At 71.7% G+C, this 17,651-nt stretch carries 18 protein-coding genes; 1 reads left to right on the top strand and 17 read right to left on the bottom strand.

All coding sequences use genetic code 11. From position 1 onward, the window contains the following. Positions 1-62: 62 nt before the first annotated feature. The 13 genes from atpA to rpmE all read right to left on the bottom strand — a co-directional run bounded on the left by atpA (position 63) and on the right by rpmE (position 11,230). Positions 63-1,694, bottom strand: a complete 1,632-nt coding sequence (gene atpA / locus RY076_RS06420) for a F0F1 ATP synthase subunit alpha (RefSeq protein ID WP_323096764.1) — start codon at positions 1,692-1,694, stop codon at positions 63-65. 70 nt (positions 1,695-1,764) lie between these two features. Further along, the gene (locus RY076_RS06415; RefSeq protein WP_323096763.1) at positions 1,765-2,577 is read right to left on the bottom strand and encodes a F0F1 ATP synthase subunit delta; all 813 of its coding nucleotides are present in this window, start codon (positions 2,575-2,577) and stop codon (positions 1,765-1,767) included. Beyond that, on the bottom strand, positions 2,577-3,155 hold the full coding sequence (locus tag RY076_RS06410; RefSeq protein WP_323096762.1) for a F0F1 ATP synthase subunit B: 579 nt from the start codon (positions 3,153-3,155) through the stop codon (positions 2,577-2,579). Before RY076_RS06410 ends, RY076_RS06415 begins: the two co-directional genes overlap by 1 nt. A gap of 56 nt (positions 3,156-3,211) precedes the next feature. After that, positions 3,212-3,421 carry an ATP synthase F0 subunit C gene (gene atpE, locus RY076_RS06405; RefSeq protein ID WP_026863922.1) on the bottom strand — a complete coding sequence of 70 codons (210 nt, stop codon included), beginning with the start codon at positions 3,419-3,421 and terminating at the stop codon, positions 3,212-3,214. Positions 3,422-3,546: 125 nt separating this feature from the next. Continuing rightward, on the bottom strand, positions 3,547-4,329 hold the full coding sequence (gene atpB / locus RY076_RS06400) for a F0F1 ATP synthase subunit A (protein ID WP_323096761.1): 783 nt from the start codon (positions 4,327-4,329) through the stop codon (positions 3,547-3,549). Between the two features lie 175 nt (positions 4,330-4,504). Further along, positions 4,505-4,795 (bottom strand): AtpZ/AtpI family protein, encoded by a 291-nt coding sequence (locus RY076_RS06395; protein WP_323096760.1) that lies wholly within the window; start codon positions 4,793-4,795, stop codon positions 4,505-4,507. Positions 4,796-4,809: 14 nt separating this feature from the next. Continuing rightward, on the bottom strand, positions 4,810-5,337 hold the full coding sequence (locus RY076_RS06390) for a hypothetical protein (RefSeq protein WP_323096759.1): 528 nt from the start codon (positions 5,335-5,337) through the stop codon (positions 4,810-4,812). Between the two features lie 145 nt (positions 5,338-5,482). After that, positions 5,483-6,580, bottom strand: a complete 1,098-nt coding sequence (locus RY076_RS06385; protein WP_323096758.1) for an MraY family glycosyltransferase — start codon at positions 6,578-6,580, stop codon at positions 5,483-5,485. 35 nt (positions 6,581-6,615) lie between these two features. Then, complete coding sequence (locus tag RY076_RS06380) at positions 6,616-7,896, bottom strand: serine hydroxymethyltransferase (RefSeq protein WP_323096757.1); 1,281 nt, start codon at positions 7,894-7,896, stop codon at positions 6,616-6,618. 84 nt (positions 7,897-7,980) lie between these two features. Beyond that, positions 7,981-8,832 (bottom strand): L-threonylcarbamoyladenylate synthase, encoded by an 852-nt coding sequence (locus RY076_RS06375; RefSeq protein ID WP_323096756.1) that lies wholly within the window; start codon positions 8,830-8,832, stop codon positions 7,981-7,983. A 29-nt stretch (positions 8,833-8,861) separates the two neighbouring features. After that, on the bottom strand, positions 8,862-9,818 hold the full coding sequence (locus RY076_RS06370; RefSeq protein ID WP_323096755.1) for a N5-glutamine methyltransferase family protein: 957 nt from the start codon (positions 9,816-9,818) through the stop codon (positions 8,862-8,864). Then, a complete protein-coding gene (prfA, locus tag RY076_RS06365; protein WP_323096754.1) occupies positions 9,815-10,900 on the bottom strand; it encodes a peptide chain release factor 1 in 1,086 nt (361 codons plus the stop codon). The genes RY076_RS06370 and prfA overlap by 4 nt, the downstream gene beginning before the upstream one ends. Positions 10,901-11,014: 114 nt before the next feature. Continuing rightward, positions 11,015-11,230, bottom strand: coding sequence for a 50S ribosomal protein L31 (gene rpmE, locus RY076_RS06360; protein ID WP_323096753.1), 216 nt, complete (start codon positions 11,228-11,230; stop codon positions 11,015-11,017). A gap of 234 nt (positions 11,231-11,464) precedes the next feature. On the opposite strand from rpmE, the gene RY076_RS06355 reads away from it, so the two are divergent. Beyond that, on the top strand, positions 11,465-12,460 hold the full coding sequence (locus tag RY076_RS06355; RefSeq protein ID WP_323096751.1) for a hypothetical protein: 996 nt from the start codon (positions 11,465-11,467) through the stop codon (positions 12,458-12,460). A gap of 47 nt (positions 12,461-12,507) precedes the next feature. On the opposite strand, the gene RY076_RS06350 is transcribed toward RY076_RS06355, so the two are convergent. From RY076_RS06350 to RY076_RS06335, 4 genes are read right to left on the bottom strand one after another with little or no spacing between them, the layout of a single operon-like run. Then, the gene (locus RY076_RS06350) at positions 12,508-14,601 is read right to left on the bottom strand and encodes a sensor histidine kinase (RefSeq protein ID WP_323096750.1); all 2,094 of its coding nucleotides are present in this window, start codon (positions 14,599-14,601) and stop codon (positions 12,508-12,510) included. Further along, positions 14,598-16,040: a glycosyltransferase family 2 protein gene (locus RY076_RS06345; protein ID WP_323096749.1), complete on the bottom strand. Its 1,443-nt coding sequence runs from the start codon at positions 16,038-16,040 to the stop codon at positions 14,598-14,600. The genes RY076_RS06350 and RY076_RS06345 overlap by 4 nt, the downstream gene beginning before the upstream one ends. Further along, positions 16,037-17,098, bottom strand: a complete 1,062-nt coding sequence (locus tag RY076_RS06340) for a HEAT repeat domain-containing protein (RefSeq protein WP_323096748.1) — start codon at positions 17,096-17,098, stop codon at positions 16,037-16,039. The genes RY076_RS06345 and RY076_RS06340 overlap by 4 nt, the downstream gene beginning before the upstream one ends. 10 nt (positions 17,099-17,108) lie before the next feature. After that, positions 17,109-17,528, bottom strand: coding sequence for a response regulator transcription factor (locus tag RY076_RS06335; RefSeq protein WP_323096747.1), 420 nt, complete (start codon positions 17,526-17,528; stop codon positions 17,109-17,111). Positions 17,529-17,651 lie beyond the last annotated feature (123 nt).

The following is a 17,651-nucleotide window of genomic DNA, read 5'->3' as shown; positions in this document are numbered from 1 at the left end:
GTGTGGGGGTGGTGCTGCCCCGGGTGCCGCTCAGCGAGGCCGAGCGGCACCGGGGCCGCGACTCACTTGTTCTTGACGATCTTCGCCTGGGCGATCGCGTCGTCGTCGAGCTCCTCGGCCTCTTCGTGGCCGGCCTCGAGACCGTCACGACCCGTGCCGCGGAAGGTGAACTTGACCTCGTCGACGACCTTGCTCAGGGCCGTCTCGGTGTCGTCGTCGAGCTTCTGCGTCTCGCGGATCGTCTGGAGGATCTTGCCGTCGCGACGCAGCGTCTCGAGCAGCTCGGTCTCGAAGGCGCGGACGTCCTCGACGGCGACGTCGTCGAGACGCCCCGTCGTGCCGGCCCACACCGAGACGACCTGCTCCTCGACCGGGTACGGGTTGCTCTGCGGCTGCTTGAGCAGCTCGACGAGGCGCGCACCACGGGCGAGCTGGGCTCGCGAGGCGGGGTCGAGGTCGGAGGCGAACATCGCGAACGCCTCCATGGCGCGGAACTGCGCGAGATCGAGCTTGAGTCGACCGGCGACCGACTTCATCGCCTTGATCTGCGCGGCACCACCGACGCGGGACACCGAGACACCCACGTCGATCGCCGGACGCACGTTGGCGTTGAAGAGGTCGGCCTGCAGGTAGATCTGGCCGTCGGTGATCGAGATGACGTTGGTCGGGATGTACGCCGAGACGTCGCCGGCCTTCGTCTCGATGATCGGCAGGCCGGTCATCGAGCCGTGGCCGAGGTCGTCGGACAGCTTCGCGCAGCGCTCGAGGAGCCGCGAGTGCAGGTAGAAGACGTCACCCGGGTAGGCCTCGCGGCCCGGCGGGCGGCGCAGCAGCAGCGACACGGCGCGGTAGGCCTCGGCCTGCTTGGACAGGTCGTCGAAGACGATGAGGACGTGCTTGCCCTGGTACATCCAGTGCTGGCCGATGGCCGAACCGGTGTAGGGGGCGAGGTACTTGAAGCCGGCCGAGTCGGACGCGGGCGCCGCGATGATCGTCGTGTACTCGAGCGCGCCGGCCTCCTCGAGGGTGCCGCGGACCGACGCGATGGTCGAGCCCTTCTGGCCGATGCCGACGTAGATGCAGCGGACCTGCTGGTCCGGGTCGCCGGACTCCCAGTTGCGCTTCTGGTTGATGATCGTGTCGATCGCGACGGTCGTCTTGCCCGTCTGGCGGTCGCCGATGATCAGCTGGCGCTGGCCGCGGCCGATCGGCGTCATGGCGTCGATCGACTTGATGCCGGTCTGCAGCGGCTCGTGGACCGACTTGCGCTGGACGACCGTCGGGGCCTGCAGCTCGAGCGCGCGGCGCTCCTCCGACTTGATCTCACCGAGACCGTCGATGGGGTTGCCGAGCGGGTCGACGACGCGGCCGAGGAAGTCGTCACCGACGGGGACCGAGAGGACCTCGCCCGTGCGCTTGACCGACTGGCCCTCCTCGATGCCGGCGAAGTCACCGAGGACGACGACACCGATCTCGTGGACGTCGAGGTTGAGCGCGAGGCCCAGCGTGCCGTCCTCGAACTGGAGCAGCTCGTTCGTCATGCACGAGGGCAGGCCCTCGACGTGGGCGATGCCGTCGCCGGCGTCGCTGACGCGGCCGACCTCTTCGCGGGAGGCCGCGCCCGGCTCGTAGGACTGGACGAAGGAGTCCAGTGCGTCCCGGATCTCCTCCGGACGGATCGAAAGCTCCGTCATGTCAGATCTTCTCCTCGGTTTCGACCCGGGGTTGCGGGCCGGTGGGTGTTCACAGCAGGTGGTGGGGGCCTCAGGCGCCCATGGCGCGGCGTGCGCCGTCGAGCTTGCGGATGACGGTCCCGTCGATGACCTCGTCACCGATCTCGACCTTGACGCCGCCGAGGACCCGGGGGTCGACGACGGTGTTGACGTGGACCTTGCCGCCGTAGATCGCGGCGAGGCCGGCGGCGAGACGCTCACGCTCGCCGTCGGTGAGCGGGACCGCGGACGTCACCGTCGCGGTCTGCTGCTCTCGCCGGGCGGACGCGATCTCGAGGTAGGCCTCGACGGTGCGGTCGAAGCGTCGCCCTCGGGGCGACGCGACGGCCTGGCGGGCCAGTGCGAGGGTCTCGGGGGCGACCTTGCCCTCGAGGAGCTTCGCGACGAGGGCCCCACGCGGCTCGGCCGGCGCCGAGGCGTCGGTGAGCGCGGCGCGCAGGGCGGCGTCGGCAGCGACGATCCGCTCGAAGCGGAACAGCTCGTCCTCGACGCGGTCGGCGCGGTCGGCCGTCTCGGCCTCGGCGATGACCGCCTCGACGGCGTAGCCCTCGACGGTGTCGGACAGGTCGCGCTCGGTGCTCCACCGCTGCGCGGCGACGCCCTTGAGCACGACGAGCGCCTCGGCGCTCACCTTGCCGGCGAGGAGCCGCTCGACGAGGGCGGCCTTGTCGGCCCCCTCGCGCGACGGGTCGCCCACGGCGCGACGCAGGGTCGCGTTGCCGTCGAGCAGGCCGACGACCGCGAAGAGCTCCTCGGCCAACCGCGAGCGGTCGGCACCGGCAGCGAGCACGCCGGTGAACGCGTCGCGGCTGGCGGCCGCTGCTGCGCGTGAGGATCCCTGCATCAGCGGTCCCCGACCTTCTCGCGGACGACGTCGCCCGACTCGAGCTCGGCGAGGAAGCGCTCGACGATGCCCTTCTGGCGGGTCTCGTCCTCGAGCGACTCACCGACGATGCGGCTCGCGAGCTCGGTCGAGATGCGGCCCACGTCGCCACGCAGCGAGACGAGGGCCTGCTGGCGCTCGGCCTCGATCTGCTTGTGCGCCGTGTCCGCGATCCGCGAGGCCTCGCCGACGGCGTGCTCGCGCATCTCGGCGATGATCTGCGCGCCCTGTGCCTTGGCGTCCTCACGGATGCGGGCGGCCTCGGCGCGAGCCTCGACGAGCTGCGCCTGGTACTGCTCGAGCGCGGCCTGGGCCTGGGCCTGGGCCTCCTCGGCCTTGTTCATGCCGCCCTCGATGGCCGCGGTGCGCTCGGCATAGATCTGCTCGAGGCGCGGGACCACCGTGCGCTTCACGACGACGTACAGGGCCGCGAAGACCACGAGGCCGAAGAAGAACTCCAGCGGGTGCGGGATGATCGGTGCCGCGGTGGCCCAGAAGCCGCTCTCACCGCTCTCGGCGGTCATGGTCACTGCATGCATGCGGGTCTCCTAGAGAGAAACGAACGGTGCGTCGAAGGCTGGTCGCCCTGCGGGCGTCAGGCCTTGAAGACGAACGCGAGCGCGATACCGAAGATGGCGAGGGCCTCGGTGATGGCCATGCCGAGGAACGCGATCGGCTGGAGCATGCCGCGGGCCTCGGGCTGGCGGGCGACGCCGTTGATGTACGCGGCGAAGATGAGGCCGACACCGATACCGGGGCCGATGGCGGAGAGGCCGTAACCGAGGATGGCGATGTTGCCGGTCATGTTGGAATCCATTTCCTTCTGGTCGGTCCCGCTGGCGGTTACCAGCGGGGCTGGGTGAAGCGTGTGGTGGAACGGGTGGAGCAGGTGGAGCGGGTCGTGCTGGTTCGTGCTGAACCGGGCGGCCGTCAGTGCTCGTCGGCCAGGGCGCCGCCGATGTAGAGCGCGGCGAGGAGCGTGAAGACGTAGGCCTGCAGGAACTCCACGAGGAGCTCGAACAGGGTCATGACGACGGCGAAGATCCACGTGACGCCACCCGCGACGACGAGGATGCCGCCGTTGGTGAGCATGTACCAGCCGCCCGTGATGAACAGGACGATGAGGATGTGGCCGGCGAACATGTTGCCGAAGAGTCGCAGCGCGAGCGTGACCGGCCGGGTGAAGAGGTCGGTGATGAGCTCGAGGAAGAAGATCGGGACGATCATGCCCTTGGGAAGGCCGGCCGGGACAAGCGACTTCCAGTACCCGAAGAAGCCGTGCTTGCGCATGCCGACGACGTGGAAGACGACCCAGACGATGAGGGACAGCGCGATCGGGAAGCCGATGCGGGCCATCGTCGGGTAGCTGAACGGCGGGACGACGCCGAAGAAGTTGTTGACGAGGATGACGACGAACAGCGAGAAGAGCAGCGGGACGAACCTGAGGAACTCCTTGGACCCGATGAGGTCCTTGGCGATCCCGTTGCGCACGAGGCCGTAGACGGCCTCGGTGGCCATCTGGCCGCGGCTCGGGACGAGCGCCTTCTTGCGCGTCGAGGCGACGAGCCACCAGACGATGAGGATGGCGGACGCAGCCATGAGCAGCATCGGTCGGGTGACGGCCCACGGACCGTCGGTGCCCCACAGCGGCTGCCAGAACTCGCTGACTCCAGGGGCCTCGAAGTCCGTCGGTGCGGCGGCGACGATGCTCACGGATTACTCCTTCGTACGTTCTGGGCTGCTCGTGCGATGACGCCGGTCATCGGCACGGGGTCGGGGCCCGAAGCTGTGGTGGTGGGGTGCCAGGGCCTGGTGCTGCGCGTGCGGCAGGTGCTACTGGGCGGGCCGGGCGGCGTCGCGCCGGCTGGCGACACGGGGTCCGCCTGGCTCAATGCGTACCGTATCGGAACCAGATCAGGTAGAGCGACAGGGCCATCCCCCCGACGATCCCCACCCCGACCAGCCACGACGTGCCCAGCCAGTGGTCGGCGAGGGCACCGAGGCCGCCGTAGACGAGGGGTCCGGTCAGCAGGTAGGCGACCGACTTCCACGCCGAGTCGGACTCGCGCCGGTTGACGGCGTTGAGCCTCTCCCGCGCCTCCTCCTGCTCGGCGGCAGTCGGTGGAAGCGTCGGCTCCTCCGGCCCGGGGCCGGACGGCTGTGCTGACGGGGTGCTCATGGTGACCTCCCTGCTCACGACTCATCACGCGGCTCCCGCGGCGGCTCGGACGGGCTGTCGGCGGGGGCGGAGGACGAGGCGTCCGACGTTTCGCCCGACGGGGCGTCTGCGTCCGTGTCGGTCTCGGGGTCGAAGGCGAAGATGCGCAGCCGTTTGTACGCGCGCATCTCGAAGAAGAGCCACACGACGGCACACACCGTGACGGACACGCCGATGGCGTACCCGGAGGCCCACGTGACGTCGCGCAGGGCGAAGAGGGTGACGCCGAGGACCAGCACCTTGACGGTGTAGGTCGCCATGACTACGGCCATGACCGTGGTCGGTGCCAGGTGCGCGGTGTAGCGCATGGCGAGCAGCGTCAGGGTGAAGAAGAAGATGACGAGGGCCGCGCCGATCGCGGCCGACCAGGCGGCCTTCGGGCTGGAGAAGAGCCCGACGACGATGCAGACGGCGCCGGCGACGAGGGTCGGGGGCAGCGACCCGCGCAGGAGCTGCGCGAACGCATCGTTCTGTGATGCGGTGCGGGCCGGGGTGGTGCTCACGGGAAGACCTGCCTGGGTGCGTCTGGTCGGCGGGGACCGGGTGGGCTGCTGACGGTCGCTGGTGCTCGATTGTCTTGTGCGGAAAGGTGATCCGCGCCCTTCGGAGTGCCGTTCTCAGACTCTCCTCAGGTGCTTGTGAATGCTATCACAAGCGTTCGACGGGGCTCCACCGCGGGAGCCAGACGGTGAGCACGACACCGATCACGGCTGCCGCGCCGACGACGGCGAGCGGGCGCCAGCCGTCCCAGATGACGAACGACACCGACCCGAGAGCCACGATGGCGGCCCACAGGTAGAGGATGAGGACGGCCCGGCGGTGGCCGTGCCCGATCCGCAGCATTCGGTGGTGCAGGTGCTTGGCATCGGCGTCCCAGGGCTTCTGGCCGGCCAGCGTGCGCCGGACCACGGCGAGGACCATGTCGAGCAGCGGCAGCATGAGAACGGCCAGCGGCACGACGATCGGCAGGAACGCCGCGGTGACCTCGTTGCCGCTCACCTGGGACGGGTCGACGTTGCCCGTGAGGGTGATCGTCGCCGCCGACATGAGCAGGCCGAGCGTCAGCGCCCCGGAGTCACCCATGAAGAGGCGCGCCGGGTGGAAGTTGTGCGGCAGGAAGCCGGCGCACACCCCGACGAGCGCCGCCGAGATGAACGTCGCCGTCGAGAAGACGTTGGCCGGCACGAACGAGCGCGACACGATGTAGCTGTACATGAAGAACGCGAGCGCGGCGATCCCGACGACGCCCGCGGCGAGCCCGTCGAGTCCGTCGATGAAGTTGACGGCGTTGGTCCAGACCATGACGACGATGATGGTGAAGAGCACGAGCACCGGGGTCGGCAGGATCGTCGTGCCGAAGATCGGCAGCGACAGCAGCTGCACGCCGGTGTAGGCCATCAGCCCCGCCGCGAGGATCTGCCCGGCCAGCTTGGTGATCCAGTCGAGCTCGCGGATGTCGTCGAAGGCGCCGAGCAGGCAGACGACTCCACCGGCGAGGACGACCCCGATGATCTGCTTCGAGGAGAAGAGGGAGCCGAGGTACGGCAGCGCCCGCGCGACGAGCGCCGCCGCGACGAACCCGATGTAGATCGCCACTCCCCCGAGCCGCGGGATCGGCGTCGTGTGGACGTCGCGCGAGCGGACCGCCGTGAAGGCGCCCGTCGCGACCGCGAGGCTGCGCACGAAGGGTGTGGCGATGTACGTGACCGCTGCGGCCACGATGAGGACGAGGACGTACTCGTGCACCTACGTACCCTCGCTCGGGCGCCGACCGCGAACGGTCAGCGGGGGTAGGCCGGGAAGCGCGTGACGAGGTCGGTGACCTCGGCGCGGACCTCCTTGCTCACCGGGTGGTCGGGGTCGGCGTCGCCCTGGGTCACCGAGGTGTGGATGAGGCGCGCGATGGTCTCCATCTCCGGCAGCCCCATCCCCTGCGTCGTCACCGACGGCGTGCCGACGCGGATGCCGCTCGCGATGTTCGGCTTCTGCGGGTCGAAGGGGATCGCGTTCTTGTTCAGGACGATGCCGGCCGCGTCGGCCCGAGCCTCGGCGTCCTTGCCCGTGACGCCGATGCCCTGCAGGTCGAGCAGCGACAGGTGGGTGTCGGTACCCCCGGTGGTCGGGCGGATGCCGACGTCCTTGAGGCTCTGGGCCAGCTGCTTGCTGTTGGCGATGACGTCGGTGGCGTACTGCGCGTACTCCGGCGTCGCGCACTCCTTGAAGTTGACGGCCTTGGCCGCGATGGTGTGCATCTGCGGGCCGCCCTGCATCATCGGGAAGACGGCCTTGTCGAGCGCGGCGGCGTGCTCTTCCTTGCACACGAGCGCGCCCGAGCGCGGGCCGCGCAGCACCTTGTGCGTCGTGAAGGTGACGACGTCGGCGTAGGGCACCGGCGACGGGATCGCCTTGCCGGCGACGAGGCCGATGAAGTGCGCGGCGTCGACCCAGAGGATCGCGCCGACCTCGTCGGCGATGGCGCGGAAGCGCGCGAAGTCGATGAGGCGCGGGATGGCCGACCCACCGGCGCAGATGACCTTGGGACGGTGCTCCTTGGCGAGGCGCTCGACCTCGTCGTAGTCGATGTCCTCGGTGTCCTTGTCGACGCCGTAGGGCACCGCGTCGAACCACTTGCCGGAGAAGGACACCTTGGCACCATGCGTCAGGTGGCCGCCCATCGGCAGCGCCATCGCGAGGAGCGTCTCGCCCGGCTTCATGAACGCGCCGTAGACGGCCTGGTTGGCGCTCGCACCCGAGTGCGGCTGGACGTTGGCGTGGTCGGCGCCGAAGAGCGCCTTGGCCCGCTCGATGGCGATGGTCTCGGCCTTGTCGACCTCGGAGCAGCCGCCGTAGTAGCGGCGCCCCGGGTAGCCCTCGGCGTACTTGTTCGACAGCGTCGACCCGAGTGCGGTGAGGACCGCCGGGGAGCTGATGTTCTCGCTCGCGATGAGCTGCAGGCCGCTTCGGATGCGGTCGAGCTCGGACAGGAGCACGCCGGCGATGTCCGGGTCGAAGGACTGGAGGGCGCCGAAGTCGGAGCCGTAGAACGTCGTGTCGTCAGCCATGGGACATCTCCGGGAGGTGCGGGTTTCGGTGCAGGACGGGGTGCAGCGCGAGCGGTGCGCGTACGGATCTGGCGCGGACCAACTCTATGCCGTCGGGCCGTGGGCGTCGGTGGCCTGTCCGTCGGTGGTGCCGGTCCGGGTGGCGTCGGCGGCGGGTTCGGCCACGGGCTCGGCGAAGAGCACGTCGCGCGACGGGTCGAGGGGCCAGGACGCGTCGGCGTCGGTGGACGGGTCGGCGTCCGTGGACGCGTCCGTTTCGGTCGACGCGTCCGTGGGCTCGTCGGTGGGCTCGTCGGTGGGCTCGTCGGGCAGCAGCGCCGCGTCGATGTCCTCCTGCGCGATGGCGCCGAGACGCAGCGTGACCGGCGCCTCCCCCGTGCAGTCGATGATCGTCGAGGGGTCACCGCCGTCGGTCGGGCCGCCGTCGAGGTACACCGCGACGGACTCGCCGAGCATCGCCTGGGCCTCGTCGACCGACCGGGCCGCCGGGTCACCGGTCGTGTTGGCGCTCGTGACGGCCATCGGGCCGATGTCGCCGAGCAGGTCGAGGGTGATCTCGTGGTCGGGCACGCGCAGTGCGACGGTGCCGTTGGTCTCACCGAGGTCCCAGTGCAGGGAGGTCTGGGCCTTGAGCACGACGGTGAGCGGGCCCGGCCAGAACTTCTCCATGAGCCGGTTGGCGTAGTCGGGCACCTGCGTGGCCAGGCCCTGGGCGGTGCGCGCCGTCGGGATGAGCACCGGCGGGGGCATGTCGCGCCCGCGTCCCTTGGCGGCGAGCACCGACGCGACCGCGTTGGCGTCGAAGGCGTCACAGCCGATGCCGTAGACCGTGTCGGTCGGCAGGACGACGACCTCGCCGCGTCGGACGGCCGCCGCGGCGGCGGGGATGCCCTCGGCGCGGCCCTCGGGGTCGGTGCAGTCGTAGCGCTCGCTCACCCGGCAGAGCCTAGTCGCGGCTCGCGTCGTCAGGCGCGGCGGGCGGTGGTGACGCGGGGGCGCCCCGTGAGGTCGTCGTGGTCGGCCACCTCGACCCAGAGGCCGGTGCGGGCCAGCCGGGCCGGCAGCGAACGCCCTTGGGAGTCGGCGTGCTCGACGAGGAGCAGGCCGCCGGGGCGCAGCAGGTCGGCCGCCCGGCGCGCGACGGCGAGCGGGATCGCGAGACCGTCCTCGCTGCCGCCGTAGAGCGCGAGCTCCGGGTCGTGGTCGCGCACCTCGGGGTCGAGCGGCACCTGGCCGACCGGGATGTAGGGCGGGTTGACGGTGACGACGTCGGCGCGGCCCTCCCAGTCGGGCAGGCACGGGCCCGACGCGTCACCCTCGACGAGCTCGACATCGAGGCCGAGGCGGTCGCGGTTGGCCACCGACCAGGCGTGCGCCTCGGGCGACAGCTCGACCCCGCGCACCTCGACGCCGGGGCGCTCGTCCTTGACCGCGAGCGGGATGGCTCCCGAGCCCGAGCACAGGTCGGCGACCCGAACGACTCGTTCGGTGCCGGACGCGTCGCCGGGGCTCGAACGCGTCGGTGCACCGGAGCCTTCGGCACCGAACGACTCGCTCGGTGCGGGGAGGTCTGGGGCGGGGGGTCGCAGGAGCCGGTCGACCTCGGCGAGCGCGAGGTCGACGAGCACCTCGGTCTCGGGGCGCGGCACGAAGACGCCGGGCCCGACCGACAGCGTCAGGCGACGGAAGTGCGCCCGGCCGGTCAGGTGCTGCAGCGGCACGCGCGCGGCCCGCTCGTCGACGAGGCGGGTGTACGCGTCGGGCAGGGTCGTGCCGCCGAGGACCATCCGGCGGCGCACCTCCCCCGCCTCGAGCCCGAGCACGTGCGCGGCGAGCTCGACCGCGTCGGCGTCGGGCGAGGGCACCCCGGCCTCGGCGAGGTCACGCGCCGCGGCCCGGACGCCGGTGCGCAGGTCGGTCACGCGCCGGACCCCTCGGCGAGCGCCGCGAGCTTGGCGGCCTCGTCGGCGTCGAGGGCCGACTGCACGACCGGGTCGAGGTCGCCGTCGAGGACGGCGTCGAGGTTGTAGGCCTTGTAGCCGGTGCGGTGGTCGGAGATGCGGTTCTCCGGGAAGTTGTAGGTGCGGATGCGCTCGCTGCGGTCGACGGTGCGCACCTGCGAGCGCCGGGCGGCGGACGCCTCGGCGTCGGCGGCGTCCTGGGCGATCTGGTGCAGCCGGGACCGGAGGACGCGCATCGCCGCCTCCTTGTTCTGCAGCTGAGACTTCTCGTTCTGACAGGAGACGACGAGGCCGGTGGGCAGGTGGGTGATGCGCACGGCCGAGTCGGTGGTGTTGACGCTCTGCCCGCCGGGGCCGCTGCTGCGGTAGACGTCGATGCGCAGGTCGTTCGGGTCGATGGTCACCTCGACCTCCTCGGCCTCGGGCATGACGAGGACGCCGGCGGCGGAGGTGTGGATGCGGCCCTGGCTCTCGGTGACGGGCACGCGCTGGACGCGGTGCACGCCTCCTTCGTACTTGAGACGTGCCCACGGCGCCTCGCCGAGGCCGGGCGTCCCCTTGGCCCGGACCGAGACACGGACGTCCTTGTAGCCGCCGAGGTCGCTCTCGGTGGCGTCCTCGAGGGCCGTCTTCCAGCCACGCTGCTCGGCGTAGCGCAGGTACATGCGGAGCAGGTCGCCGGCGAAGAGGGCCGACTCGTCGCCGCCCTCCCCCGCCTTGACCTCGAGGATGACGTCGCGGTCGTCGTCGGGGTCGCGGGGTATGAGCATCCGGCGCAGGTGCTCCTCGGCCGTGGCGAGGCTCGCCTCGAGCGCCGGTACCTCCTCGGCGAAGCCGGCGTCCTCGGCGGCGAGCTCGCGGGCGGCCTCGAGGTCGTCATTGGCGGCCTGCCACGCGCGCGCTGCGGCGACGGTCGGGCCGAGCGCGGCGTAGCGCTTGTTCAGGGTCCTGACGAGGTCCTGGTCGCCGTGCACGGCCGGGTCGGCCAGGCGCGTCTCGAGGTCGGTGAACTCGTCGAGGACCGACCGCACGGAGTCGAGCACCGGCGTCTCCTGCCTGGTGGTGGGTGGGGCGGCCCCGCAGTCAGCGCCGCAGGGGCACAGAACGACGAACGCCGGCCCCGACGACCGAAGTCGTGGGGCCGGCGTGCGGGAGACCTACTTGGCGGCCTTCTTGCCGTAGCGGGCCTCGAACCGGGCCACGCGGCCACCGGTGTCGAGGATCTTCTGCTTGCCGGTGTAGAACGGGTGGCACTGCGAGCAGACGTCGGCCGAGATCTGGCCGGAGGTCGCGGTGCTGTGGGTCGTGAAGGTGTTGCCACAGGTGCAGGTGACCGTGGTCTCCACGTAGTCGGGGTGAAGGTCCTTCTTCACAATGATCTCCTCGAGGTGTAGTGGCCGGGTCGGTGTCGTCGCTAACCACCCTGGTGGGTCGCTCGGCCGTGAACCGGTCCGAAGGAAGAGTGTGCCAGAAAGGCGCACGTCCTCCCAAACGCGTCGGGGCCCCTCGGCATTCCCCCGCGCGCCCCCGTCCGGGGTGCAACGATCCGCGGGGGCCAGGTGTCTTCCCGGCACGAGCGGGGGGCACCGGACGGACAGGGGGCAGGCATGCACGGGGCACGTGCGCATGAATGGAGCCGGTGGCGCGAGGCATCGAGGCGCCGCGCCGCCGTCGCGGGGCTCGTCACGCTGCTCGCCGTCGGTGGCTGCACCGGTCGGCAGTGCTCGTTCGACGCGTGTCCGGACGTGCCCCCCGAGCGGGCCGGTCGCGTCACCGGCGTCGACGCGTCGGGCACCGTGCGCTGGAGCACGACGATCGCCGACCTCGTGTCGCGCTCGCCGACCGTGGGCAACGGCTACGTCGTCATCGAGGGGTGCCACGCGCCGCACGTCGTGCAGGTCGCGACCGGGGCCGTGTCGACCCCCGAGCACATGACAGAGGTCCTCGGGGTCGTCGCCGGGCAGGTCGTGGGGTTCCCGGACGACGACGCGATGCTCGTCGCCGAGCCGGTCGCCGGAGGGCCCGGCGGCTTCTCGTGGACGGAGTCCCCCGACGACCCCGGTGCGCGCAACGCCTACCGCTCCTCCGCCGTGCTCACGGACACCTCCGTGCTCGGCGTGCTGGGCCGGACGCTCGTCGTCTGGACCCCCGGCACGGGCGGATGGGAGCGCACCGAGGTCGCCCTCCCCGTCGGGGCGCAGAGGGGTGAGCGGCTCGTCGTCGCCGACCCTCACCACGTCGTCGTGCCGGGCGACGACGGGTCCCTGCTCGGCGTCGACCTCACGGCCCGACGCGTCACGTGGCGCACGTTGCCTCCCCGGCCGGACGACCCGGTCTACCAGCACGTGGAGCTCGACGGGACCGCCGTCACGGTCGTCACCGGCTACCGCACCACCGACGCGCCCGCCGTGACGGGCGGCGAGGGCATCGACTACGTCGGGTGGCGCGTCGATGCCCGCACCGGTCGCACCATCGGGCAGCCGACGCACTCCACACCACGCAAGGGATCGGGGGACGACATCGCGACCACGGTCCGCGACCCCACCTCCGGCTGGAGCGTGACCCAGCGCCTCGAGCGACAGCCGCGCGGCGGCTGCTTCTGAGCCGGGCCGACCATGCCTTGGCCGGGCGCCGCCCGCTCCGGGACGCGTCAGGCGTCGGCGAAGACCTCGACGTGGGCGGGCTGGGCGACCGGCAGGACGACCTGCATCGTCGTGCCCTCCCCCTCGACCGAGGCGATGACGAGCTCGCCACCGTGGCCCTCGACGATGGCCCGGACGATGGCCAGGCCCAGGCCGGTACCGGGGATCGCCGCCGCCGTGGCGTTGCCGGCCCGGAAGAACCGCTCGGACAGGCGGGCGAGGTCGGCCGCGGGGATGCCGATGCCGGTGTCGCGAACCGAGACGATCGTGGAGTCGCCGGAGCGCTCGGCCGACAGCACGACCTGGCCACCCTCTGGAGTGAACTTCACGGCGTTCGAGCCGAGGTTGATGAGGGCTCGCTCGAGCTGGCCGCGGTCGACGTGGACGACGAGGTCCTCGGGCACGTCGTGGCACACGAGCTCGACGCCGCCCGCGACCGCCACCGGCTCCATCGTCTCGGTGACGGTGCGCAGCAGGGCGGCGACGGCGACGTCCTCGGCGACCGACTGCAGGCCGCTCGCCTCGATCTTGTTGAGCACGAGGAGGTCCTCGATGAGGCCGCGCAGGCGGGTCGCGTTGCGCCCGATGATGTCGAGGGCGACGGACTGGCTCTGGCTGACGTCGCCGAAGTCGCCGTCGGTCAGCAGCTCGAGGTAGCCGCTGATCGAGGTGAGCGGGGTGCGCAGCTCGTGGCTGATCGTCGCCATGAAGTCGGTCTTCTGCCGGTCGAGCTCGGTGAGGCGGCGCACCTGCTCCTCCTGCATGAGGGTCAGGCGCAGGGCGATGATCGACTGGGCCGCGATGGCGGCGCACTGCTGCACGGCCTGGATCTCGTGGCGGTGCCAGCGGCGCGGGCCGTCGACCATCATGATCGCGATGATGCCGAGGCCGCGGCCGCCCGTGCCGACCGGCAGCATGAGCAGCGACCGGGCACCGGTGGCGCGGTGGAACGCCCGGGCCCGCTCGTCCTCGAAGGCCTGGTGCGCCAGGAGGTCGCCGAGGTCGAAGAAGCCGGCGTCGCGACGCAGCTCGTCGTTGACGGCCCCGATCTGCTGGGCCAGCGAGCGCGGCAGCGGGGGCAGGTCGGGGAGGTCGCCCGCGCACCACTGGAGCCGGTCCTCGATGCTCTGGCCGTCGTCGGCCAGCGTGTAGAGCAGGACGCGGTCGGCTCCCAGGCCGACACCGAGCCGGGCGCACACCCGCTGGAGCGCCTCGGGCACGTCGCTCGCGGCGCGCACCCGCCGCCCGACGTCGAGGACGAGCTCCTGCATCTCGAGGACGGCCGCCTGCTGGTCGACGAGGCGGGCGTTGGCCCGGGTGAGGTCGTTGAAGTCGCGGGCGAGCATCCGCACCTCGAGCGCGCCCTCCTCCTGGTTGGCCATGGCGATGACGTCGTCCTCGGCCTGACGGCGCACGACCTCGCGCAGCCGCGCGATGGGCCGCCCGACGGCGCGGTCCATGCCGAACCCGGCGGCCACGAGGAGCAGCACGACGACGATCGTGACGCCGATGAGGACGTCGGAGGCCAGGCTCGAGCCGTTGCGCGAGTCGATCCGGGCGTCGTTGCGGTCGCCGCGCACCTGGACCCCGAGGGCCGTGCTCGCGCCGAGGAACGTCGAGTAGGCGTCCTCGACGACGGTCTGGCCGTCCGGCGGCACCTCGGCCGCCGGCGACCGGTCGGCGAGGGCGCGGTCGACCGCGTCGAACCATCGGGTGGCCGCCTGCTGCTGGGCGGCGGCGAGGCGCTCGTACGTGGCACGGTCGGCGTCGGGCAGCTCGGGCTGGCGGATCGACTCGGCGAGGCGGTCGAGGTCGGCCTGCACAGTCGAGCGGTAGCCGCCGGCCGAGAGCGCCGGTGGGCGACCGACGGCGGCCAGCTGCCACGCGGCGTGCGCCTGGGCCATCGACTGGACGACGTCGTTGTTCGCGTCGTTGGCCGGCTCGAAGACGAGCGTCAGCGCCCGGACCGACCGGCTCTGCATCTGGATGGTCACGACCGACACGACGGCGCCGAGCGTCACGAGCACGACGATGATGCCGACGAAGATCCGGATCTGCGTGCCGACCGAGCTGCGCGTGAAGGGCCGCAGCCCGACGTTCACGCGGAACCCTCGTCGAAGCCCGTCCGCGTCATGACGCCCCACACGTGCTTCTTGCCCCGCAGGCTCGACCACCAGCCCTCGAGCCGCCACCAGACCGTCGCCTGGCGGTAGCCGATGTTCTCCAGCACCGACGCGGCGACCGTGACGCCGAGCGCCTGCCACCGGTCGTGCTTGTGGAAGGCCCACTCGTCGACGAGCATCGCCGCGAGCGTCACGAGCACGGCATAGCCGTAGGCGAGGACGAGGAAGAGGATGGCGAAGGGGATGTTGACGACCCCGAGGAACAGGGCCAGCGGCACGATGATGATGCCGAAGAACTCCAGCAGGGGCGCGAACAGCTCGAAGAGCCAGTAGTAGGGCAGCGCGACCCAGCCGACCCGGCCGTACTTGGGGCGGAAGAGCATCGAGCGGTAGGCCCACAGCGTCTCCCACAGACCGCGGTGCCAGCGGCGGCGCTGGTTGCGCAGCACCTTGGCCGTGACCGGGACCTCGGTCCACGACACCGGCTCGGGGACGAACTCGATGCGGTAGTCGCGGCCCTCGTCGAGCAGCCGCTTGTGGATGCGCATGACGAGCTCGAAGTCCTCGCCGATGCTGTTCGGGTCGAGTCCGCCGACCTCGACGACGACGTCGCGGCGGAAGAGCCCGAAGGCGCCGCTGATGAGGATGAGCGAGCCGAGGCGCGACCAGCCGGTGCGGCCGAGCAGGAACGCACGCAGGTACTCGACGAGCTGGATGCGCGGCAGCCACGTCGGCGGCATCTCGACGCGGACGATGCGCCCGGCGATGACCCGGCTGCCGTTGACGGGGCGGATGGCACCGCCGGTCGCGACCATGCGCGTCGGGTCGTCGGCGAAGGGGCGCGTGACGTGGAGCAGCCCGTCCGGCTCGAGGATGGAGTCGCCGTCGATCATCGCGACGAGCGGCTCAGTGGCGGCGTTGATCGCGACGTTGATGGCCTCGGACCGGCCGGAGTTCTCCTTGCGCACGACGACGAGTCGCGTGCGGCCGTCGCGCGGCACGTACACCCCGAGGATGCGGGCCCGGACCGGGACCTCGTGCGGCAGCTCGCGCGGCACCTCGACGAGGTCGAAGGCCTGCTCGAGCCGGACGAAGGTCTCGTCGGTGCTGCCGTCGTCGACGACGACCACCTCGTGCCGCGGGTAGCGCAGGGTGAGGAAGGACTTGACCGCCGTGACGATCCCGGCCTCCTCGTTGTACGCGGGGACGAGCAGCGAGACGCCGGGTGCGAGGCCCGCGCCCTGCCACTCGACGGCCGTGGCGCGGCGCCGCTCCTGGGCCCGGAACTCGAGGTAGGCCAGGACGATGAGGACGATGAGCGAGGTGTTGATGAGGAGGAAGTAGGCGAGGATCGGGATGGACGTGACGTCCATGACCCACACCACCGCCGAGCGCAGGCCCTCGAGGAAGCCGGTCATGCCGAGGCCCGCTGGAGGTCGGCGACGGTGCGGGCGGCCCGGACGGGCGCGGTGTCCTCGCGGCCGGCCAGCGCCGCGCGACCGTCGGCGCCGAGGCCGAGCAGGGCCGACGCGGCGATCTCGGCGAGGCGCGGGTCGGCGTCGTCGAGCAGCGTCGCGAGCACGGGGACGGCGCCACTCTCACCGAGCTCGCCGAGGGCCGCTGCGCACGCGCGGCGCAGGCTGAGCGGCTCGTCGGTGACGACGTGGCGAGCGAGCACCGAGACGTCCTCCTCGCGGCCGAGTCGGCCGATCGCCGTCGCGCACGTCTCGCGGACGGTGAGGTCGGGGTCGTCGGCGAGCAGGCGGCGCAGCGCCGGCAGGCCCCGGGTGAAGCTGCGGTCGCCCGTGACGTGCGCGGCGACCATGCGGGTGCGGGCGTGGCCGTCGTCGAAGGCGGTGGCCAGGACGTCGGAGATGCCGACGCCCATCGACTGGAGCGTCTCGGCCGACGTGCTCGCCGGGATGCCGCCCTGCTCGCCGCCCGTGGCGGTGAGGACCGCCCCGGCGGCCGACGCGTCGCCGATGAGCCCGAGCCCCCAGGCCGCGCTGTTGCGCACCTGGACCGTGCTGTCGCCGAGGGCCTCCACGAGCAACGGCACCGCGTCGGGACCGCCCGCAAGACCGAGCATCTGGGCCGCCTTGGCGCGGCGGACGAGCGAGCGGTGGCTCAGGTCGGCCTTGGCGCGGTCGACGGCGCCGTGCGCCGTCAGCACCCCGACGAGCTGCTCGGCCGGCAGGCCACGGATCTTCGTCAGCAGGTCGACGATCGCGGAGTCGAGGACGTCACGGGTGACGCCGGTGGCCCACGTCAGCTGCTCGGTGGCCGCGCCGTCGTCGTCCTCGCCCGAGGCGACCGTGATGAGCGGTCCGCGCAGCGGTGCCAGCAGCATCTCGTCGCGCTTCTGCCGGCCCTGGCGCCGCATCCTGACGGCGATGACGACGACGACGAGGACGAGGCAGGTGCCGAGGACCGCGATCGTGGCGCCGACGAGCAGCTGCGCACTGAAGGTCAGCACGGGTCTCTCCTCAGCGGGCCCGGGCGAGCATGCCGTTGACGCGGTGGAGCAGCTCGCGCGGGCTGAACGGCTTGATGACGTAGTCGTCGGCGCCGACGGCGAAGCCGGTGTCGACGTCGGAGTCGCGCGACTTCGCGCTGAGCAGCAGGACCGGGACGCCGGGGTGCTCGCTCTCGCGGATCTTGCGGAGCACGTCGATGCCCGACAGCCCCGGCATCATGACGTCGAGGACGACCAGCTGGGGCGGGTGGGCCTCGAAGGACTCCCACGCCGACGCGCCGTCCGGGACCGCCTCGACGGCGTAGCCCGCCTGGGCCAGCTTGAACTCGACGAGGTCTCGGATGTCGGCGTCGTCGTCGGCGACGAGGACGCGCACCGGCTGGTCCGGTTCGTCGCTGGCGGAGACGTGGTCGCCGGCAGGCGCGGTCATGGCACTCCATCACGGTGGGGCAGGTGGGTCACCCCAGTTTACGAACATTTCGGACAGTTCCGACTTGAAACGCCGAGAGACGGGACGGCGAAGGGGTGGGACCGCGTCGCGCGGTCCCACCCC

The sequence above is a fragment of the Intrasporangium zincisolvens genome (assembly GCF_034724055.1).
GTDB classification, from domain to species: Bacteria; Actinomycetota; Actinomycetes; order Actinomycetales; family Dermatophilaceae; genus Monashia; species Monashia zincisolvens.
The sequence above is the reverse complement of the archived record's forward strand: the minus strand, read 5'-3'. Positions and strand labels throughout refer to the sequence as shown.